Origin of the sequence: Sphingobium fuliginis, from assembly GCF_004152845.1 — a bacterium.
Lineage (GTDB): Bacteria > Pseudomonadota > Alphaproteobacteria > Sphingomonadales > Sphingomonadaceae > Sphingobium > Sphingobium fuliginis.
Map to the genome: position 1 here is coordinate 17,356 of NZ_SEON01000008.1, position 17,347 is coordinate 34,702.

At 61.2% G+C, this 17,347-nt stretch carries 18 protein-coding genes; 7 read left to right on the plus strand and 11 right to left on the minus strand.

The genetic code is table 11. The features are described 5' to 3' along the window. Positions 1 to 13: 13 nt before the first annotated feature. The 7 genes from EWH10_RS17310 to EWH10_RS17340 all read right to left on the minus strand — a co-directional run bounded on the left by EWH10_RS17310 (position 14) and on the right by EWH10_RS17340 (position 5,582). Complete coding sequence (locus EWH10_RS17310; protein WP_130030095.1) at positions 14 to 670, minus strand: RraA family protein; 657 nt, start codon at positions 668 to 670, stop codon at positions 14 to 16. A 12-nt stretch (positions 671 to 682) separates the two neighbouring features. Continuing rightward, the gene (locus tag EWH10_RS17315; RefSeq protein WP_130030096.1) at positions 683 to 1,360 is read right to left on the minus strand and encodes an RraA family protein; all 678 of its coding nucleotides are present in this window, start codon (positions 1,358 to 1,360) and stop codon (positions 683 to 685) included. Then, positions 1,353 to 1,748 carry a RidA family protein gene (locus EWH10_RS17320; protein WP_130030097.1) on the minus strand — a complete coding sequence of 132 codons (396 nt, stop codon included), beginning with the start codon at positions 1,746 to 1,748 and terminating at the stop codon, positions 1,353 to 1,355. Before EWH10_RS17320 ends, EWH10_RS17315 begins: the two co-directional genes overlap by 8 nt. Before the next feature lie 75 nt (positions 1,749 to 1,823). Further along, entirely contained in the window at positions 1,824 to 2,834 is a 1,011-nt protein-coding gene (locus tag EWH10_RS17325; protein ID WP_130030098.1) for an amidohydrolase family protein, read from the minus strand. Between the two features lie 66 nt (positions 2,835 to 2,900). Further along, positions 2,901 to 3,398, minus strand: a complete 498-nt coding sequence (locus EWH10_RS17330; protein ID WP_025548222.1) for an aromatic-ring-hydroxylating dioxygenase subunit beta — start codon at positions 3,396 to 3,398, stop codon at positions 2,901 to 2,903. Beyond that, positions 3,395 to 4,570, minus strand: a complete 1,176-nt coding sequence (locus EWH10_RS17335) for an aromatic ring-hydroxylating oxygenase subunit alpha (protein ID WP_025548221.1) — start codon at positions 4,568 to 4,570, stop codon at positions 3,395 to 3,397. Before EWH10_RS17335 ends, EWH10_RS17330 begins: the two co-directional genes overlap by 4 nt. 10 nt (positions 4,571 to 4,580) lie before the next feature. Then, positions 4,581 to 5,582 carry a dihydrodipicolinate synthase family protein gene (locus tag EWH10_RS17340; RefSeq protein WP_025548219.1) on the minus strand — a complete coding sequence of 334 codons (1,002 nt, stop codon included), beginning with the start codon at positions 5,580 to 5,582 and terminating at the stop codon, positions 4,581 to 4,583. A 175-nt stretch (positions 5,583 to 5,757) separates the two neighbouring features. On the opposite strand from EWH10_RS17340, the gene EWH10_RS17345 reads away from it, so the two are divergent. After that, positions 5,758 to 6,543 carry a 1,6-dihydroxycyclohexa-2,4-diene-1-carboxylate dehydrogenase gene (locus tag EWH10_RS17345; RefSeq protein WP_188453295.1) on the plus strand — a complete coding sequence of 262 codons (786 nt, stop codon included), beginning with the start codon at positions 5,758 to 5,760 and terminating at the stop codon, positions 6,541 to 6,543. A gap of 16 nt (positions 6,544 to 6,559) precedes the next feature. Here EWH10_RS17345 and EWH10_RS17350 read toward each other — a convergent pair whose 3' ends face one another. Both EWH10_RS17350 and EWH10_RS17355 read right to left on the minus strand, forming a co-directional pair. Further along, on the minus strand, positions 6,560 to 7,786 hold the full coding sequence (locus tag EWH10_RS17350) for an NAD(P)/FAD-dependent oxidoreductase (protein ID WP_025548216.1): 1,227 nt from the start codon (positions 7,784 to 7,786) through the stop codon (positions 6,560 to 6,562). Positions 7,787 to 7,897: 111 nt separating this feature from the next. Further along, entirely contained in the window at positions 7,898 to 9,532 is a 1,635-nt protein-coding gene (locus tag EWH10_RS17355) for a sigma-54-dependent Fis family transcriptional regulator (protein WP_025548215.1), read from the minus strand. 217 nt (positions 9,533 to 9,749) lie between these two features. Here EWH10_RS17355 and EWH10_RS17360 point away from each other — a divergent pair, with 217 nt between their 5' ends. From EWH10_RS17360 to EWH10_RS17385, 6 genes are all read left to right on the plus strand, one after another. Next, complete coding sequence (locus EWH10_RS17360; RefSeq protein WP_025548213.1) at positions 9,750 to 11,096, plus strand: aromatic ring-hydroxylating dioxygenase subunit alpha; 1,347 nt, start codon at positions 9,750 to 9,752, stop codon at positions 11,094 to 11,096. Beyond that, on the plus strand, positions 11,089 to 11,616 hold the full coding sequence (locus EWH10_RS17365) for an aromatic-ring-hydroxylating dioxygenase subunit beta (RefSeq protein ID WP_025548211.1): 528 nt from the start codon (positions 11,089 to 11,091) through the stop codon (positions 11,614 to 11,616). Before EWH10_RS17360 ends, EWH10_RS17365 begins: the two co-directional genes overlap by 8 nt. 19 nt (positions 11,617 to 11,635) lie before the next feature. Next, positions 11,636 to 13,009 (plus strand): aromatic ring-hydroxylating oxygenase subunit alpha, encoded by a 1,374-nt coding sequence (locus EWH10_RS17370; protein ID WP_229742714.1) that lies wholly within the window; start codon positions 11,636 to 11,638, stop codon positions 13,007 to 13,009. A 14-nt stretch (positions 13,010 to 13,023) separates the two neighbouring features. Beyond that, positions 13,024 to 13,575 (plus strand): 3-phenylpropionate/cinnamic acid dioxygenase subunit beta, encoded by a 552-nt coding sequence (locus tag EWH10_RS17375; protein ID WP_025548207.1) that lies wholly within the window; start codon positions 13,024 to 13,026, stop codon positions 13,573 to 13,575. A 108-nt stretch (positions 13,576 to 13,683) separates the two neighbouring features. After that, positions 13,684 to 14,787, plus strand: coding sequence for an alkane 1-monooxygenase (locus EWH10_RS17380; RefSeq protein ID WP_025548206.1), 1,104 nt, complete (start codon positions 13,684 to 13,686; stop codon positions 14,785 to 14,787). 125 nt (positions 14,788 to 14,912) lie between these two features. Then, the gene (locus EWH10_RS17385) at positions 14,913 to 15,953 is read left to right on the plus strand and encodes a 2Fe-2S iron-sulfur cluster-binding protein (RefSeq protein WP_025548204.1); all 1,041 of its coding nucleotides are present in this window, start codon (positions 14,913 to 14,915) and stop codon (positions 15,951 to 15,953) included. A 100-nt stretch (positions 15,954 to 16,053) separates the two neighbouring features. Here the strand turns inward: EWH10_RS17385 and EWH10_RS17390 are convergent, their stop codons facing one another. Further along, the gene (locus EWH10_RS17390; RefSeq protein WP_025548202.1) at positions 16,054 to 16,434 is read right to left on the minus strand and encodes a hypothetical protein; all 381 of its coding nucleotides are present in this window, start codon (positions 16,432 to 16,434) and stop codon (positions 16,054 to 16,056) included. Positions 16,435 to 16,506: 72 nt separating this feature from the next. Continuing rightward, a complete protein-coding gene (gene hcaB, locus EWH10_RS17395) occupies positions 16,507 to 17,307 on the minus strand; it encodes a 3-(cis-5,6-dihydroxycyclohexa-1,3-dien-1-yl)propanoate dehydrogenase (protein ID WP_025548200.1) in 801 nt (266 codons plus the stop codon). Between the last annotated feature and the right edge of the window lie 40 nt (positions 17,308 to 17,347).

The following is a 17,347-nucleotide window of genomic DNA, read 5'->3' on the forward strand; positions in this document are numbered from 1 at the left end:
CTGTTCGGAGGCATCAAACCGCACGCGACTGAAGCGCGTGATATCCACCGGCGCGCCGGGCTTCGTCCAGGCGCATTCCCGCATCAACGGCAGCGAGAATTGCCCTTTCGGCGGCTTCCACTTCTTCGGCGATCGCGACGACTTCCTCAACCCGACCCGCCGGAATCGCGACGACCCCATCGGAATCCCCCACCAGCCAATCGCCGGGATCGATCCGCACCTCTACAAGTTGAATCGGCACATCATAAGCATGCGCGGTGGATCTGTCTTTGGCAGTCCGCATTGTGACGCTGCGGGAGAATACAGGGTATTTCAGCGAAACACAGCAATCGCTGTCTCGGCAGACACCATCGATCACCGTGCCTGCGACGCCCTTCTTGTGCGCCACTCGGGTCAAGATATCGCCCCAGACGGTCTGATCCAATTTACCGCCGTTGTCGATTGCGACCACTGCCCCTTCAGGCACGTCGTCGATATAGTCTCCGACTATTCCCTGAGTCAGTCCGACCGGAAGCATCTGAACCGTGAAGGCTGGTCCCGCAAACTTCATCCCCCGTGCTACCGGCAGGATTCCAATCGCCTGGCCGCTGATCGCCAGGCGATCCAGTGCATCGGACAAGGCGGTTACACCCACTGCATTCAACCGCCTAACGAGTGTTTCCTTGCTCATCGCTTTCCCTGCCTATTTCAACATGTCTTCGTAGTTCGCGCCCATCACCTGATCAATTGGAGCGCCTTGCTCAAGGGCAGCGATCATGGCTGTTTCACGGCAAAGGATGCGCTCCGCCTCCGCCAGCACATCGTCCAGGTGTTGCTGTTCGAAGAACACGACGCCGCTTCCATCCGCCACAACCCAGTCCCCGGGGTTGACTACAATGCTGCCGATTGTAACGGGGCAGTTCCAGTCATGCTCGGCGACCCGACCGCGCGCTGTAAGTGGAACAACGGCGCGGCCGAAGACTGGGAAACCAAGTTCGCTGCTCTCATCCAGATCGCGACAGGCACCGTCGACGATCACGCCGGCAACGCCGTTCCGAGCCGCTCCCCGGCTCAGCAAGCCGCCCCAGCCAGAGGCATCGGTCCTTCCGCGATGCTCGACGATCACGATCTCACCCGGTTGTGCCGCCATGATGGCAGAGGCACCCAGGTGCCGTTTGGGCAGTCCTTCGATAGGCGGTCCAAGTTTCACGGTCACAACCCTGCCGGAAATGCGCTGCCCCTTTGCGGTCAACCGGACGAGACCCGGGACGACTCCGCGGAGACCGAGTTTGTCGAGCGCGTCTGAAATGGTGCAAGTGTCAAAGGCGGCGACACGCTGAGTAGCTGCCAAATAAGACGTAGGTGAGATGTCTTCAGGCATTGTCCGGCACCATCGCTATCGCTTCGCACTGCACCAGGATGTTGCCCGGGAGGTCATCGTAAACCAGCATATGCCGAGCCGGCCGCGACGAAGGATCTGGAAAGTGCCTGAGCCACAATTCGTTGATTGCCGGTCTAAGCTCTTTCGTCTTCACATAGAAGGTCAGTTTGGCAACATCGTCGAAACGCGCGCCGGCTGCTGCCAAGATCCGGTCCAGGTGCCAGAATGTCAGGCGGACTTGATCGACAGCGTCTTCCGCCACTTCGCCGGTTGCCGGATCCAAACCGTAAACCCCACCTGTCACGACAAGACGGTCCACCCGGCTCGCGGCAGGGATCGGATTGCCGGAATGGTGAAGGCCTTCAACTTCGATGCTGCGTCGTGTCACGATCCCCAATCCTTGAGAGCGACCTGTTGAATTATCGGAAGTCGCGGAAAATCTGCATCGTCGCCAAGCACGTAATCAAACGTCGAGACGGGAAAACAATCGACGGGCATTGCCTTCGAAAACACAGTTTAGAGCAGCCTGGTCAAGTGAAGGAAGCGCCTCGATCACGGGCTTGAGATCGTCGTAGTGGCGCCCTGAAACAGGATCGATGCCGTCTCCCGATCCGGGCCTTTCCGTTCCGAAACAGCATCGGTCATGTCCCACGGTCTTGAACAGAAGCGCGAGCGAATCCGGGTTATGAAGTACCGTGTCAAACCAGAATTTTCGTAGAATTTCATCGAATTGGGGTGCATCGGCAGCGATACGCCCCTGGGCCCGGGCCATTTCCCGATGCGAGCGCCACCGTCCGATCTGGTAGGGGATGGGACCGCCGCCATGGCTAATCATCAACTTGAGGTCGGGGAACCGGTCGAACACGTCGGCCCGGTAGATCGAGGTAATCGCTAGTCCCTCTTCAGCGATGAAATGCTCATCATAGGTCTCGCGCCCATTGCAGCATTGTCCCGAATGGATATGGGCAGGAAGATCCAACTCACACAATTTCTCGTACAGCGGGTACCAATAGGGATCGCCGAGCGGAGGCGATCCGTTCATCCCCTCACTGGGGTCAGGGTTCAGCAAGATTCCCACGAAACCGAGCTCATCCACCACTCGCTCGATTTCATCGAACAACGAGGTGATCGGCCGATCGACTTGCTGCGGCAAGGCTCCCACTCCCCGGAAGCGATTCGGATGCATCCGAACTGTCCGGGCAATCATGTCGTTTGTGTCACTTGTCCAGTCGACGATGTCATTCCACCGGGCAGTTCCATTCAAGGTCAGGAAAGGTCGAGGGGAAAGCAACTGCAGGTCAGTCCCCACCGCATCCATGATCCTGACGTTCTGGTCCGCGCTTTCTTCCAGCAGACGATCGGACACCTGCGCACGATAGCTGCTGCCATATTGCCCCCCTGAAACCACAAGATTGCTCCTGTGCGCGTACAGCGCTGCAGGCGCGACAAGGTGAGCATGGGCGTCGATTATCATCGCTTTGCGATCTTTCAGAGAGGTCCTGCCCCGGCTGGAAATTTCAGCAATGTTCAGCAGCGGATATCAAATCGGATATACCAGATACCGGGGCAGAACGGACGTATCGAGCTCGGCCCGTCTGGACAGCAGCTTCAACGCACCGGCTTTTTCCAAACGGATGGTATCAAGATATTGACCCGCAGCCAGAACCTGGGTGATGCCGCTATCGGTGGGCGTCATGAAGACCGAGAAATTCGATCGCATCGAGATAGTAGATGCATCGACGCGTTGATACGCGACGCGCTGGACGAAGTGACGGGTGCGATAGTCCTGGAACGTACCGACCCAGATATCGTTCACGAAAGTGACGCGATCCTCAAGCCTGGATCGGCAATCGTCGTACATGAACCCCAGGGCGAGACCATTTTCCGAATTTTCGGCGGAACGGCAGATGTAGGAAGCCTCGTCTTCCTCGGCATAGTTGGCGAGCCAGCCCTCCATGTCCTTGCCATCAAGCGCGCTGGAGTCAGCCAGCAGAAGGGCGTCGAGCGCGGCCTCAAGCGCAGTGTCGGTCTGCGTCATGCCTCGGCCCTCTCGAAACCCATCACCGACCGGTAATACTCCCAGCGGGGAAGATTGCCGCTCTCGTCGTTCTGGAGGAACTCCGACTCCAGCTTCGACTGGTCGTGCACGCCCTTCTGGAAAATCGCATTGCCGGGCGTGTGGTTGCCAATATGGATGCGATGGAAGATCGATGCGTCCTCCATGCTGATCAGGCCGCAGGGTCCCAGGAGGTTGGAGCTTTGCCGCAGACGATGGAGGACCATGTCCTCATCGTCGTCCTGGTGCGCGAAATAGGCGTAGTGGACCTCAACCGTCTCTTCATCGACCGGGGTTGCGAAGCGCAAATTGATGACATCGAGATGCTTGGTCGAAACGAAGGTCGGGAAGAGCGAAACGATGCGCGACCCGACCGAGGGGTCCTGCCCCTTGAATGCGATCAGCGAAGCGTCCTTGAGCACTGTGGGGCCACTGACCACCGACAGCGCCGATTCGAAACAGATGTGGCCATGTTTCGTCGCGGCGAACTGGCGTCCCTTACCGCCTTGCCAATTGAGCAGCTTGAATGCCTGGTGGAGCAATGGCGCATGGTAGCCATCATTGTCGGTATAGGACTTCCAGTTGCTGTCGTAGCGCACCTTCTGATAGCCCAGCAGCTTGAGCCTGCCGTCCCCTCCCAGCAGTTCGCGCAAGGTGTTCTGCGAATCGCCGAGGAATTCCGTCAACGTTTCGGTTTCAGCCGAAAGGGTCACGAAAATCAGGCCGTAGAAACTGTCGAACCGGGGCTGCGCCAAGGGATAGTCGGACTTGTCGAAGCCGGGCAGGAAATCGCGATGGTTGGGGCAACCGACCAGATCGCCCTTCGCATCGAACAGCCAGCGGTGATAGGGGCATTCGAATTCGGTCTTGTTCCCCATCACCGCGGTTTCGAGCTGGTTGCCGCGATGCGAACAGGCGTTGTAAAACACCCGCACCACGCCTTCCCTGTCGCGGGCGATGAGCAGCGGAACGCCGGCCAAGCGGAAGGTCTTGAAATCGCCTGGATTGGGCAACTCGCTTTCATGCGCGACCGGGTGCCATTCCTGCCCGAAAAAGATGCGCTTCATCTCTTCGGCGTAAATATCCTTGCGGGTGAACGCCGCCTTTGGAACCTCGTTGAAATTCTTGGGCCAGGTCAAGCCAATTTCGGTCATCGCAATCCTCCTAGGCAGCAGCCCCCAATGCTTCGGCTTCGAGCGCCTTGCCCAGTTCGGCCCACATCTGACCGGACTTGCGCGCGCCCGCCAGATAGGGCTCCGGACAGAGATGGTAGGGCGGACGCACAGGCCCGGCCTTCATCCAGCCACCGGCGTCCATCCGCGCCTTTTCAAGCGCAATATTGTAGGTCGAGAATTCCTTGAAGCTGCCGTTCGGGAACAAGGGTGCCGCGGTCGGGCCGAGGCGGCCCATGAACGCCTTGGCCGCGCTCCAGTCGCCGCTTGCGCGCGCCTGGGCGACCAGGTCGCGCAGGGTGGTCGTCACCAGCGGGTGGCAGACCGCTCCGCTCGACCAGAAAGCGTCGACCGAATCATCCATCCGCGCCGCGCCATAATAGTCGAAGTCGATCGGCAGCAGCTTGATCCGGCCCCGGATCGCGGCCAGATCGGGCAAGAGGTTGGCGACGCCGATATATTTGGCGGTCACGACCTGCGGAATTTCAGCCACTTGAGCCCAGAACGGACGCGGGAAATCGAATTTGAAGGCTTCCGGGTTCGCGTAGATCGCGATGTTCATTTCCGGCACGGCTTCGGCAACGTCCTTGTAAAACTGGACAGCGACGTCGAGGCTAGGCGCGCACCACATCGGCACGCCAAGCATCGTGCCGTCGGCACCGAGCGCGAGCGCTTCCCGCGTCAGCGCCACCGTATCGCGGGTGTTGATGCAGGTCGTGCCGACGAAAACCGGGACTCGGCCGGCCGCCGCGTCGATCAGCGCACGCATGAAATCCAGCTTTTCGTCATGGGTCATGGTCGCGGCTTCGCCCAGCGTTCCCATGCTCAAGATGCCGTCGATCCCGGCATCGATCAGCCCGTTGACCACGCGAGCAGTTTCATCGAGATCGACGGTCTTGGTCGCACGCCAGTCCGACGCGTTATCCTTGGACGGGGTCGGAATGATTGCCCAAGCGCCCTTGACATCGGCGGCGCTCAACAACGGCTTGGCCATGACTCATACTCTCCCAATGGAAATTGCCCGCCTCGAGCGGGACGTTCGCTATTGTGTAATGCTTTTCCTTATGTCACTTCAAGTCCTAATATCGGGCTCTTGCCGCTAATGGCAAGATTTGCCGAAGATCGAATAGGTCTCGTTCGCTGGGGCGGACGACGGGGAGAATGTGGACGTGACTTTGCTGAATCGATTCCATGACAAGGTGGCCGTGGTCACGGGTGGAGCGCAAGGTATTGGCTTGGCGACCGCAAGGCGCCTGGCCGAGGAAGGCGCCAGCGTGGTCATCGCCGACCGCGCAGCGGAGGCGGCCGAGGCTTCGGCCGCACAGCTCCAGGCGGAAGGCAGCAATGCCCTGGCAGTCGCGGTGGACCTGGAACACTGCGAAGGCGCTGTTGAACTGTATCAGACGGTCATTGACCGATTCGGGCGAATCGACGTCGCCGTTCACAACGTCGGCGGCACAATCTGGGCCAAGCCCTACTGGGACTACACCCCGCAGGAAATCACCGCGGAAATCAACCGGTCGCTGTGGCCGACACTGTGGTGCTGCCACGCGGTTTTGCCCCACATGCGGACTGCAGGGCGGGGTGCGATCGTCAACATCGGCTCGGTTGCGACACGCGGCGTCAACCGGGTCCCCTATGCCGCCGCAAAGGGCGGGGTCGCCGCGTTGACTACTGCCCTTTCGCTTGAACTCGAAGCTAGTGGCATCCGGGTCAACTGTGTCGCGCCAGGCGGAGTAAACGTGACCAGGGTCACCCCCCGCAATCCGGCTGCGCCCACCGAAGCGGATCGCCTGGGCTTCAGCCAGGTGATCGAACAGACGCTGCGCGATACGCCGATGGCCCGCTTTGGCGAGCCCGAGGAACTGGCCGCGGCGATCTGCTTTTTCGCCTCCGACGATGCGTCCTACGTCACAGGCCAGACACTTTTCGTCGCCGGGGGCGGCATCGGCTGACCGCACCGCGGGCTAATCAGCCCGCCTGCTTGAGCAGATCCCGCAAGGACACACCGGCGTCGGCCAGGCTCGCAGCGCTGGCGCGGGCCCGGCGTTCAACGAGCCGTTTTCCCACCCCCATGTCGGGCGCGCGGTTGACTGTCAGCACACCTTCGATCGCCTCGCCGGCCAGGAAGAAGGCGACGAAGGCGTTGCTGTCCATCTCGCCGCGGATCGCCACCTCGGCTTCCAGCGGAATCTGCCCGCAGAACTGGATGTTGAGATCGAACTGGTCGCTCCAGTACCACATCGGCTTGCAGTAGGAGACCTCCTGCCCCAGCATCGCCAGAGCAGCCGCCTGCGCCTGGTCCGCCGCATTCTGGTAGGTTTCCTGCCTGAACCGTCCGCCGAAAAACCCGTCCTGCTCGGCCACGTCGCCCGCCGCGAATACCGCCGGGTTGCTGGTCTGGCAGCGCCGGTCGACGATGATCCCGTTGTTGACCTCGATCCCGGCATCGCGGGCCAGCGAGGTGGCCGGCACGATCCCCACCCCCACGATCACGGCATCGCACGGAATCACGGTGCCATCGTCTGCCTCGACCGCGCTGACACGGTTGCCGGCAAACCTGAAGCCGGTCACGCCGCAGTTGAAATGGGTCGCTACTCCCCGCCTGCGATGCTCCTCGCCCAGCCATTGCCCAAAGCGCCGGCCGAGCGCTCTTTCCATCGGCACTGGCATCGGCTCGACGACGGTGACCTTGCAGCCGAGTTTTACCGCACTGGCGGCGACTTCGGCGCCGATCACGCCCATCCCGACGATCACGATGCCGGCCCCTTCGCGCAGGTCGAGGGCCATGCGGGTCGCATCGTCGCGGGTGCGCAGATAGTGGACGTTGGCGCAATCGGCCCCGGCAAGGTTGAGCTTGCGGGCGTGGCCGCCCGTGGCGAGCAGGATCCGGTCCGCCTGAACCAATTCGCCGCCCGACAGACGCACCCCGCCGCCCGCAAGGTCGATCGCTTCGGCGCGGGTGCCCAGCCGCATGTCGATACGGTTGTCATCGTACCAGGCATCGTCCTGGAGGAAGAAATTGTCCGGGACGTTGGCCGGGTCCCACAGCACTTCCTTGGACAGCGGCGGACGTTCATAGGGACGCCAGGGTTCTTCGCCGATCAAGGTGATCCGCCCGTCGAACCCTGCCTGCCGCAGGGCTTCGACTGCGCGCCCCCCCGCCAGATTCGCACCAACAATCGCAATCGAGCGCACTTGGTTCTCTCCCCACCTTCTGTTTGCCGGGCTGCTCACGGCAGCCCCAATTCACTGGTTTCTGTTGCACATTATACAATTCGTTTCAAGTGATGGATACCAAGGCTCTCGCTACCGTCCAATCTTTTCCAGGCGCGATGCAAGCTGCCGCCGGGTCAGGCCCAGGTCTCGAGCTGCCTGAGCGACATTACCCCGCGCAGCTTCCAGCGCGGCTTTTATGATCATGCTCTCAACGGCTTTCAGCCCTTCCCCGTTCTGTCGCAGCAGTCCGAGCAAGTGACCTATCGACTGAGCCTTTTCTCCACCAACCTCGGCACCAGACACCCGTCCATCGTTGGTCAAGGCCAGACCGACCCTGATACACGCGCGATCCGAGCCGAGGAACAGGTGCCGAAGGTCGATCGCCTCGCCATCGTTCACCAGCAACACCGCGCGTTCCACCATTCGTTCGAGTTCCCTGACATTGCCGGGGTATTCATGCATCAGCAGGGCATTGATCGATCTCGTCGTGAATCCGGCGACCTTGCGCCGATGACGCTGTGCGTACTTCGCGCGGAAGTGTTCCATCAAGCCGGGAATGTCCTCGCGGCGCTGGCGCAAGGGAGGAACCTGGATCGGCAAGGTTGCGAGCCGGAAGAACAGATCGGCGCGGAAATGGCCTGCTTCCATTGCCGTTTCCAGGTCGATGTTGGACGCCGCGAGCAACCTCACATCGACCCTCGTGGTCCTGGTATCGCCGACTCTCTCGAATTCGCCCTCCTGAATGACCCGCAGAACCTTGCTCTGGGCCAGCGGGGACAGCATCGAGATTTCGTCAAGGAACAGTGTGCCGCCATGCGCCAGCTCGAACCGTCCCGGTCGGCTTGCCACCGCGCCCGTGTAGGCACCCTTCGCCACGCCAAACAGTTCCGCCTCGATCAGTCCTTCGGGTATGGCGGCACAATTGAGCGCCACGAACGGCGCACCCTTCCGGAGACTGGCGCGATGCGCCATCTTGGCGAACACTTCCTTGCCGACGCCGGTCTCGCCCAGGAACAGTAGGCTGGCATCGGTCCCGGCGGCGCGTTCAATCATGTTCCGGACGGCGTGATACCCGGCTGAAACGCCGGGGACGAATTCGTGCCGATCGGCCTGCGAGTTAGCCAACATCAGCGGCGGCACCGATTTCTCGACGTCGTCGAGTTCGGGCCATTCCGCTTCTGGTCTGGCGTGCAGCAGACAGGCACCGTCTCCCATCCCCTGGCATTCGATCTCCCGCATGACGATCGGCTGGCCCGCGAAGGAACTGGCAAAGCCGCTCGCAAAGCCGGTTTGCAACCAGCAGACCGGATCGGCGCTGACGCCATCCGTTGCCAGATGGACCGCGGCCTCGATCGAATCGTGGACGACAAAGCTGCCGTGGAAATGGCCGCTCGCCGAATCGCTGTCCAAGGTCTCGATCTCGGTCCAGCCAAACCCGGTCAGCGCATGGGCTTGGGGCCCAACCGCAAAGGCTTCGAGAAACCCGCGATCGGGGCGCAGTTCCTTCGCCTCGACCGCGCACCTCGCGCCTTCCGCAAAGCCCATGTCCCAGAACAGGCGTCGCGCCCGCGCCAGTCCGAGTTGCGCCACCAGCTGGCTGCGCAGCGTGGTCAGCGCCGATTGGCTCAAAAGCACGCATCGTTCGCTGTCGCGCCAGATGCGGCCCTGCTCGGGCGAAAAGCGCAAGCGTTTGGTAAGGTCGGCGTAGCCGGGAAGCTGTTTCATCGCCATCCCTTTTACCAATATGTCAATCCTGCACCACGATTTTCTGAACAATTGACGAAAATGACAATCCCTGCAAGCAATCGAGCGTGAGCCGATCCCCCTTTTCGAGCATGTTTGCGCCATTTTTCATCTTGGCATGATCTTTGCTTTATTCATGACTACGTGGAACCGCCCGCTCCAAGCCGGGAGGTCCAACGGAGGAGAGGAGAAGGGCAATATGGATGTTGCAGATCTGGTCGATACGAGCACAGGCCGCCAATCACGCTCGATCTATTCCAGCGAGCCCGTCTACCGCCAGGAGCTTGAGCGCGTCTTTGGCCGATGCTGGCTGTTCCTTGCCCACATCAGCCAGATTCCGCAACCCAATGACTTCTTCCGCACCTACATGGGCGAAGACGACGTCATCGTCATCCGGCAGAAGGACGGCTCGGTAAAGGCCTTCCTCAACACCTGCACTCACCGCGGCAACCGCATCTGCCGCGCCGATCGCGGCAATGCCCGGTCCTTCACCTGCAACTACCACGGCTGGTCATTTGCTCCCGATGGCGCGCTGGCAGGCGTCCCGCTCGAAAACGAAGCCTATTTCGGCGAACTCGACCGCAGCAAGTTCGGGCTAGTGCCGGTGGCGCAGGTCGCCGAATACAAAGGGCTGATCTTCGGCAATTTCGATCCCGCCGCGCCGTCGCTCGAAGACTATCTCGGAGATGCCAAATTCTATCTCGACGTCTGGCTCGATGCTCTGCCCGGCGGCACCTCGCTGGTCGGCGAAACCCAGAAGATGGTATTGAACACCAACTGGAAGCTGCCGGTCGAGAATGTCTGCGGGGATGGCTATCATCTGGGCTGGGCCCATGCCGGGGCAATGATGGCGGTTCAATCGATGGACCTGTCCGGCCTCAGCGTCGGCAATGCCAGCGCCAATCTTGAAGGCGGCCTGTCGGTGGCGGGGCTCAACGGCCACATGGCGCTGACCTCGCTCGACGGGGTCTCGGGCTATGCCTTCTATCCCGAGCCCAAACCTATGCTCGACTATCTGGAGGCCAACCGGCCAACCGCGATCGAACGCCTCGGCAAGCTGCGAGGCGAGCAACTGTGGGGTTCGCAGATCAACATCACGATCTTTCCCAACCTCCAGTTCCTGCCCGGTCTCAACTGGTTCCGGGTCTATCACCCCAAGGGGCCGGGACAGATAGAGCAATGGACCTGGGCCATGGTCGAAAACGACATGCCCGAGGAAATCAAGACCACCATCCTCGACAACCAGTGCCTGACCTTCGGGCTGGCTGGGCTGTTCGACAACGACGATGGCGACAATCTGGCCGCCTGCACCGAACAGTCGCGCGGCTGGCGCACTTCGCAGATGGATGTCTACACCAACATGGCGCTGGGCCGCTCCGGCGCGCGCGAAGGCTTTCCGGGCGACATTGCCGCCGGCCTGGTCAGCGAACACAACCAGCGCTACTTCTACCGCCGCTGGCAAGAACACATGCAGGCCTCGAGCTGGAGCGACGTTCCCGCCTACAATCTCAATTCGCTGGCATCGCGGGAGGCTGTCGATGCTTGACGTACGCCCCCAACCCGCCCTGCATGACACGGTAACCGCCCTTACCCAGCGCCTCTTCCATGAGGCGCGGCTGCTCGACGACGAGCGCTTCGAGGAGTGGCTGGAGTTGCTGTGCGAGGACGTGTCCTACCATATGGCGCTCAAGAGCCGTCGCTTCCGGGCCGATCGTTCCGCCCCGATCGCGGTCGGCGCGGGGAATGTCTTCAACGACAATCTCGCCCGGCTGAAGTTGCGGATCGATCGCCTGCGCTCCGGCTTTGTCTGGGCTGAGGATCCGCCGAACTTCGTGCGCCGGGTGGTCTCGAACGTCGAGGTTTTGGACGCGGACGAGCCGAACGAAGCGGTGGTTCATTCGGTGGTGGTGATCCACCGGAACCGGATCGACGGGCAGACCCGGTTGCTCACCGCCGGACGCACGGATCGCTGGCGCAAGGGGGGCGAAAGCTGGCTTCTCGCTGCGCGCGAAATCGCGCTCGACCATTCGGTGCTGCCAGACAGCAACGTCAACGTATTTTTCTAAATCAACACAACGGGAGACGATGACCATGCGTTTGGAACGGATCGGCCGCGAGCCGGAATTTTCGCGTTACATGGACCTCAAAGAAGGCTGGCTCGACCGCCGCATCTTCAGCGACGCGGAAATCTACGAGGAAGAGCTGTACCGCATCTTTGCGCGATCCTGGCTGTTCGTCGCCCATGAAAGCCAGCTGCCCAAGGCCGGCGATTTCCTGACCACACATATGGGCGAGGACGCGGTGATCGTCACCCGCCAGCCTGACGGCTCGATCAAAGTCTACCTCAATTCCTGCCCGCATCGCGGCAACAAGGTCTGCTTCGCGGATGCCGGCAACACCCGCCGGTTCGTCTGCAATTATCACGGCTGGGCCTTCAACACCGCCGGAGAACTGCAGGGCATGCACGAGGAATACTGCTACGACGAAGGCGACATCGACCGCAAGAAGAACGGACTGCGGCAGGTCGCCCGTGTCGGCAGCTACAAGGGGCTGGTGTTCGCCACCTTTGCCCAGGACGGACCCAGCCTCGACGCCTGGCTCGGCGATTTCCGCTGGTATCTCGACATGCTGCTCGACAACGAGGAAGGCGGAACCGAACTGGTCGGCGGCTGCATCAAGTCGGTGATCAGCGCAAACTGGAAGTTCGGGGTCGAGAACTTCATCGGCGATGCCTACCACGCGGGCTGGACCCACGATTCGGGCTGCCGGTCGATGAACGACGGCCAGCCCTTCCCGCCGATCGACATGGAAAATTCCTACCATGCCAGCGTCAATGGGCACGGCTGGGAATTCGGCACCGAGGGCGTGGGCGACCTGTTCCTGCTCGGCCGCCCCAAGGTGATGGAATATTACGAGAAGATCCGCCCGAAGATGGCCGATCGGCTGGGCACCATGCGCTCGCAGATCTTCGGATCGGTGGCCTCCGCCTCGATCTTCCCGAACGTCTCGTTCCTGCCGGGCATTTCAACCTTCCGGCAGTGGCAGCCCAAGGGTCCGATGCAGTTCGAGCTCAAAACCTGGGTGATCGTCAACAAGGCGATGCCCGACGACATCAAGGACGAAGTGACCAAGGGCGTGATGCAGACCTTCGGCCCCGGCGGTACATTCGAGATGGACGATGGCGAAAACTGGGAAAACTGCACCACGGTCAACCGCGGCGTCGTCACCCGCCACGAAAGGTTGCACTACCGCTGCGGAATCGGACGCCAGATCGATCACGATACCCTGCCGGGGATCGTCTATCGCGGCCAGTACAACGACGCGAACCAGCGCGGCTTTTACCAGCGGTGGCTGGACATGATGGAGGCCACCGATCTCGGCGCGATGCCGCCGCGGCCCGAACCCCGCCTGACCGGGGTGGCCGAAACGCGCGACCTTCCCGGCCTGTTCGCGCTTTGAGAGGATATTAGACCATGAACCAGACCACCACTCTCGAGCGCCCCCGCACTGGCGCAACCGCTTCGCTGGAAGTGACCCATGCCTTGACCCAGACCCTCTATCGCGAAGCGCGCTGCCTGGACGATGAGGACTATGCTGGCTGGGTGGCGATGCTGGCCGACGACCTGCATTATCACATGCCGGGAATCGAAACCCGCTATCGCCGCGACAAGACAGATCAAGTCACCGACCTGACGCGGATGGCTTATTACAACGACAGTCTCGACGAGATCAAAAAGCGCCTCCTGCGCCTGGAAACGGGCACGGCCTGGTCGGAAGATCCGGCCACGCGCTACACCCACATCATCACCAATGTCGAAGTGGAACACACCGACAAGGCGGATGAATTCCGGGTGTTCTCAAACTTCTACGCCTATCGCAACCGCAACGAGCGCGACGAGGATTCGCTGATCGGCAGCCGGATCGACATCTGGCGCGAGACTGGCGGTGCCTATCAGCTGGTCAGGCGCCGGATCATCCTCAAGCACAACGTGATGCTCAGCAAGAACCTGAACATTTACCTCTAGTAATTCCCGGCGCGACATCGGGTGAACCCATCTGTCGCGCCGTTCAATCAAAAGACAATCGGACGCTTCCCGCATTCGCGGGCAGGTGCCTAAAATCGGAGAGAAGCCATGGATGCTCTGCGCTATTTTCTGGTCCCCGCCATGACCCTCACCGGCGTTGCGGGTTTCATCCTCGGCGGCCCGTTCGTCTGGCTTGGCATCGCCACCTTCGTGGTGCTGATGCTGCTGGATATCGTCCTGCCGAGCGATCACAAGGCGCGCTCGCGCGGGATTGCGCCGGTTGCGGATATCGCGATCTTCCTGCAGTTGCCGTTGATCGTGGCGCTTTATCTAGCTTTCGCCAATTCGGTGACGAGCGGAACCAACCCGATCTGGGGAACCGATGGTTCGGCATGGCAACTGATCGGTTCGATCGCCAGCCTGGCCTGGCTTTCGGCTGTCCCGACCCTGCCGGTGGCGCATGAGCTGATGCACCGCCGCCACTGGTTTCCGCGGGCCGTGGCCAAGGGCCTGAGCGCCTTTTACGGCGATCCCAACCGCGATGTTGCTCATATTGTCACCCACCATGTCCATCTCGACACCGGAAAGGACAGCGACACCCCGCGACGCGGCCAGACGATCTACAGCTTCGTGTTCCAGGCGACCTGGGGTTCTTACAAGGACACCTGGGAAAAGCAGGGCGAAATCCTGTCGCGTCTCGGACATTCGCCGTGGAGCTGGCGCAATGCCATGTGGCTCCAGCTGGTGCTAGTCGGCGCGATCATCCTGGGAGTTGCGGCGGCGGCAGGGCCGATCGCCGGATTCGCCACGGTTTGCGCAATGTTCTTTGCCAAGATGTTCGTCGAAGGCTTCAATTATTTCCAGCACTATGGCCTGCTGCGCGTGGAAGGCGTTCCCATCGCGAAACACCACGCCTGGAACCATCTTGGCATGATCGTGCGTCCGATCGGCGTGGAAATTACCAACCACATCAACCACCATCTCGACGGCCACATTCCCTTCTACGAACTTCAGCCCGAGCCGAAGGCGCCGCAGATGCCTTCGCTGTTCCTTTGCTTCCTGTGCGGCCTTGTCCCGCCCGTCTGGCACCGGTTCATCGCACAGCCGCGGTTGAAAGACTGGGATCTGCATTTCGCTTCGCCAAGCGAGCGCAAACTAGCGATGGCGGCCAACGCCCAGGCTGGTTGGCCCGCCTGGGCCACCACCGACTGACGGTTCCACCCGCATAGGGGTTTTCCTCTCCGATTGCCCCCATGTAACCTTTGGCGGGATCCCTTTAACGGGGATCCCGCTTCTTTTTCACAATTTCTTCATGTCCATGCAAGGCGACCCATGCAATGTTCTCAATTCTCAAGAAGCAGCGATCAAGCAAGGTCAGTATTGCCGGAGAACCGGCAATCCTGGAGATCCCACGAGGCAAAACGCTGCTTGAAGCGATGCTGGCAGAGGGGCTGGCCATGCCGCACGACTGCAAGGTCGGTTCATGCGGCACTTGCCGGTTCAAACTGATGGACGGCAAGATCGGGGAACTGAGTCCTTCGGCCCTGGTTCTCGAACGCGATGCGCTTTCACAAGGGTACCGCCTGGCATGCCAGGCGATGCCGCGCTCGGACCTGGTCATCGCACTTGATGCCCCTTTATCCCGCCAGCAGGCTGTGGAAAGTTTCACTGCAACCATCGTTGCCACGTCCCGGCTTTGCCCGGACATCATCAATCTTGTCGTCGAAATCGATCGCCCGATGCAGTTCTCGCCGGGCCAATATGCCGACCTCACGGGACCGGGCATGGCCGAACCGCGCAGCTATTCCTTCGCATTCGCCCCCGAACGAGGAGAGGCACAGCGGCTCGAATTCCATGTCCGGCACGTCCCCGGCGGCCTCTTCACCGATTGGCTGTTCGGTGAAGATCGCATTGGCCAGACGCTTGATCTCTCAGGTCCCTTTGGTCAATTTCGCCTCAATGACAGCTCAGCGCCGATGCTGTGCCTGGCAGGCGGCAGCGGCCTTGCCCCGATCATGGCGATCTTGCAGCAAGCCCAGTCCATGGGTGCGAACCGTCCGGTAACCCTGCTCTACGGGGCCCGGACCCGCCAACACCTCTATTGTCTGGACGAGATCGAAGCGCTTAGCGCGGCCTGGGATGCGCCCTTCGAATTTGTTCCGGTACTTTCGGAAGAGGATGCGGGCAGCGACTGGACCGGGGGCCGAGGGTTGGTCACCGAGCCGATCGCACGGCTTCCCGGCCTGACCCGCACCGAGGCTTATTTGTGCGGACCTCCAGCCATGATCGACGCCGCCGAAGCCCAGCTTATACAACACGGCGTGTTGCCGGAAATGATCGCCGCGGATCGCTTTCTCGACAAGAGCACGATGCGCTGAACCCCGGACTTCGGATGCGGTTCGAAGATTGAACGGATCCGTTCCTGGCCTCGGTCCGATACGCCGGAACCGGACCGAGGCCGGCCCGGGCGCGCAGTGCTCAGTTGTCGACCAGAACCATCTTTCGCACCATGTCCTGAACATCCACTTTTGCCTTGTTGTCCAGCAGCACAGCAACCCGGTTGAGGGTCGCGATCACCGAGGTGTACTGGCCATGCGCGTAATAGGCATCGATCGGGTAGACGACTGTCTTGTCGACCGGCGCCCGCTGGTAGCTGAGCTGGCCGATGCCATAGATCGCAAGCCCGCCTGCTTCGGCATGCCCCATCATGCGTTCGGCCCGATCCCGAGTGATATCGCCGCCGAATTCGACCAGTTCCGGCGGAGCAATCGTTGGTCCCACATGGGTTGGCTTCCACCGCGCGGCGCCGATCACACCCGCCACGTTCAGCAGTTCCTTGAACTCGAATTTCTCGGCCATGGTTCTCGATCCTCCACATTCGGATACAGGGTGTCGTTCCTGCGGTGTTTGCCGTCTGGCCGAACCAGCGGATCAGGCGTCGGGACGCTTGCCGATGCCGACGCCGCCGTCGCTGAGCAGAACCGTTCCGGTCATGTATGCGGAATCGCGACGCGAAGCCAAAAGCGCGTAGAGACCTGCATGATCGTCCGGCTCGGCGATCCGCGCCAGTGGCGTCATGCCCGCGATCATTCCGTCCAGGCCAGGCATCTCCTCCATCTTGGTTTCGGAAAACCCGCCAGTCTTGGTGCCGCTGAGCGGAGTTCGGGTGCCGCCCGGCGCGACGCCATTGACCCTGATATCGGGTGTCAGTTCCCAGGCCAGCTGCCGGATCAGGCCAAGCACCGCGTGCTTCGATGCGACATACAGTGTCCCGCCGCCGCCAGTGTAGTAGCTCGACGTCGAGGCGGTAAAGACGATGCTGCCTTTGGTTTTCCTCAGTTCGGGAATCGCGGCGCGCGCACCGAAGAAATACCCCTTCAGGTTGACGTCAAAGATTTCGTCGAATGTCTTTTCCAGAAGCTCGGGATCCTGCTGCTCAAGGGGCACCATGAAATCCCAGATCCCGACATTGCCGACAAAGACATCCAGCTTGCCGAATGCCCCGACTGTCTCGGCGACGGCCCGGGCATTGTCTGCAAAGGAACGGACGTCGCCCGCGACCACGGCGACCTTGTCACCGTGGCGCGAACGCACCAGCTGGGCCTGCTCGTCGTCTCGGACGAGCACACCAACCCTGGCCCCTTCTTCAATATAGCGGGCGACCACCGCCGCACCAATTCCGGTTGCGCCGCCAGTCAGCAGCGCAACCTGTCCTTCAAGCCTTGCAGACAATGCCACTCTCCTCTTCAAGCCGGTTGTGCGGGGTTGCTCG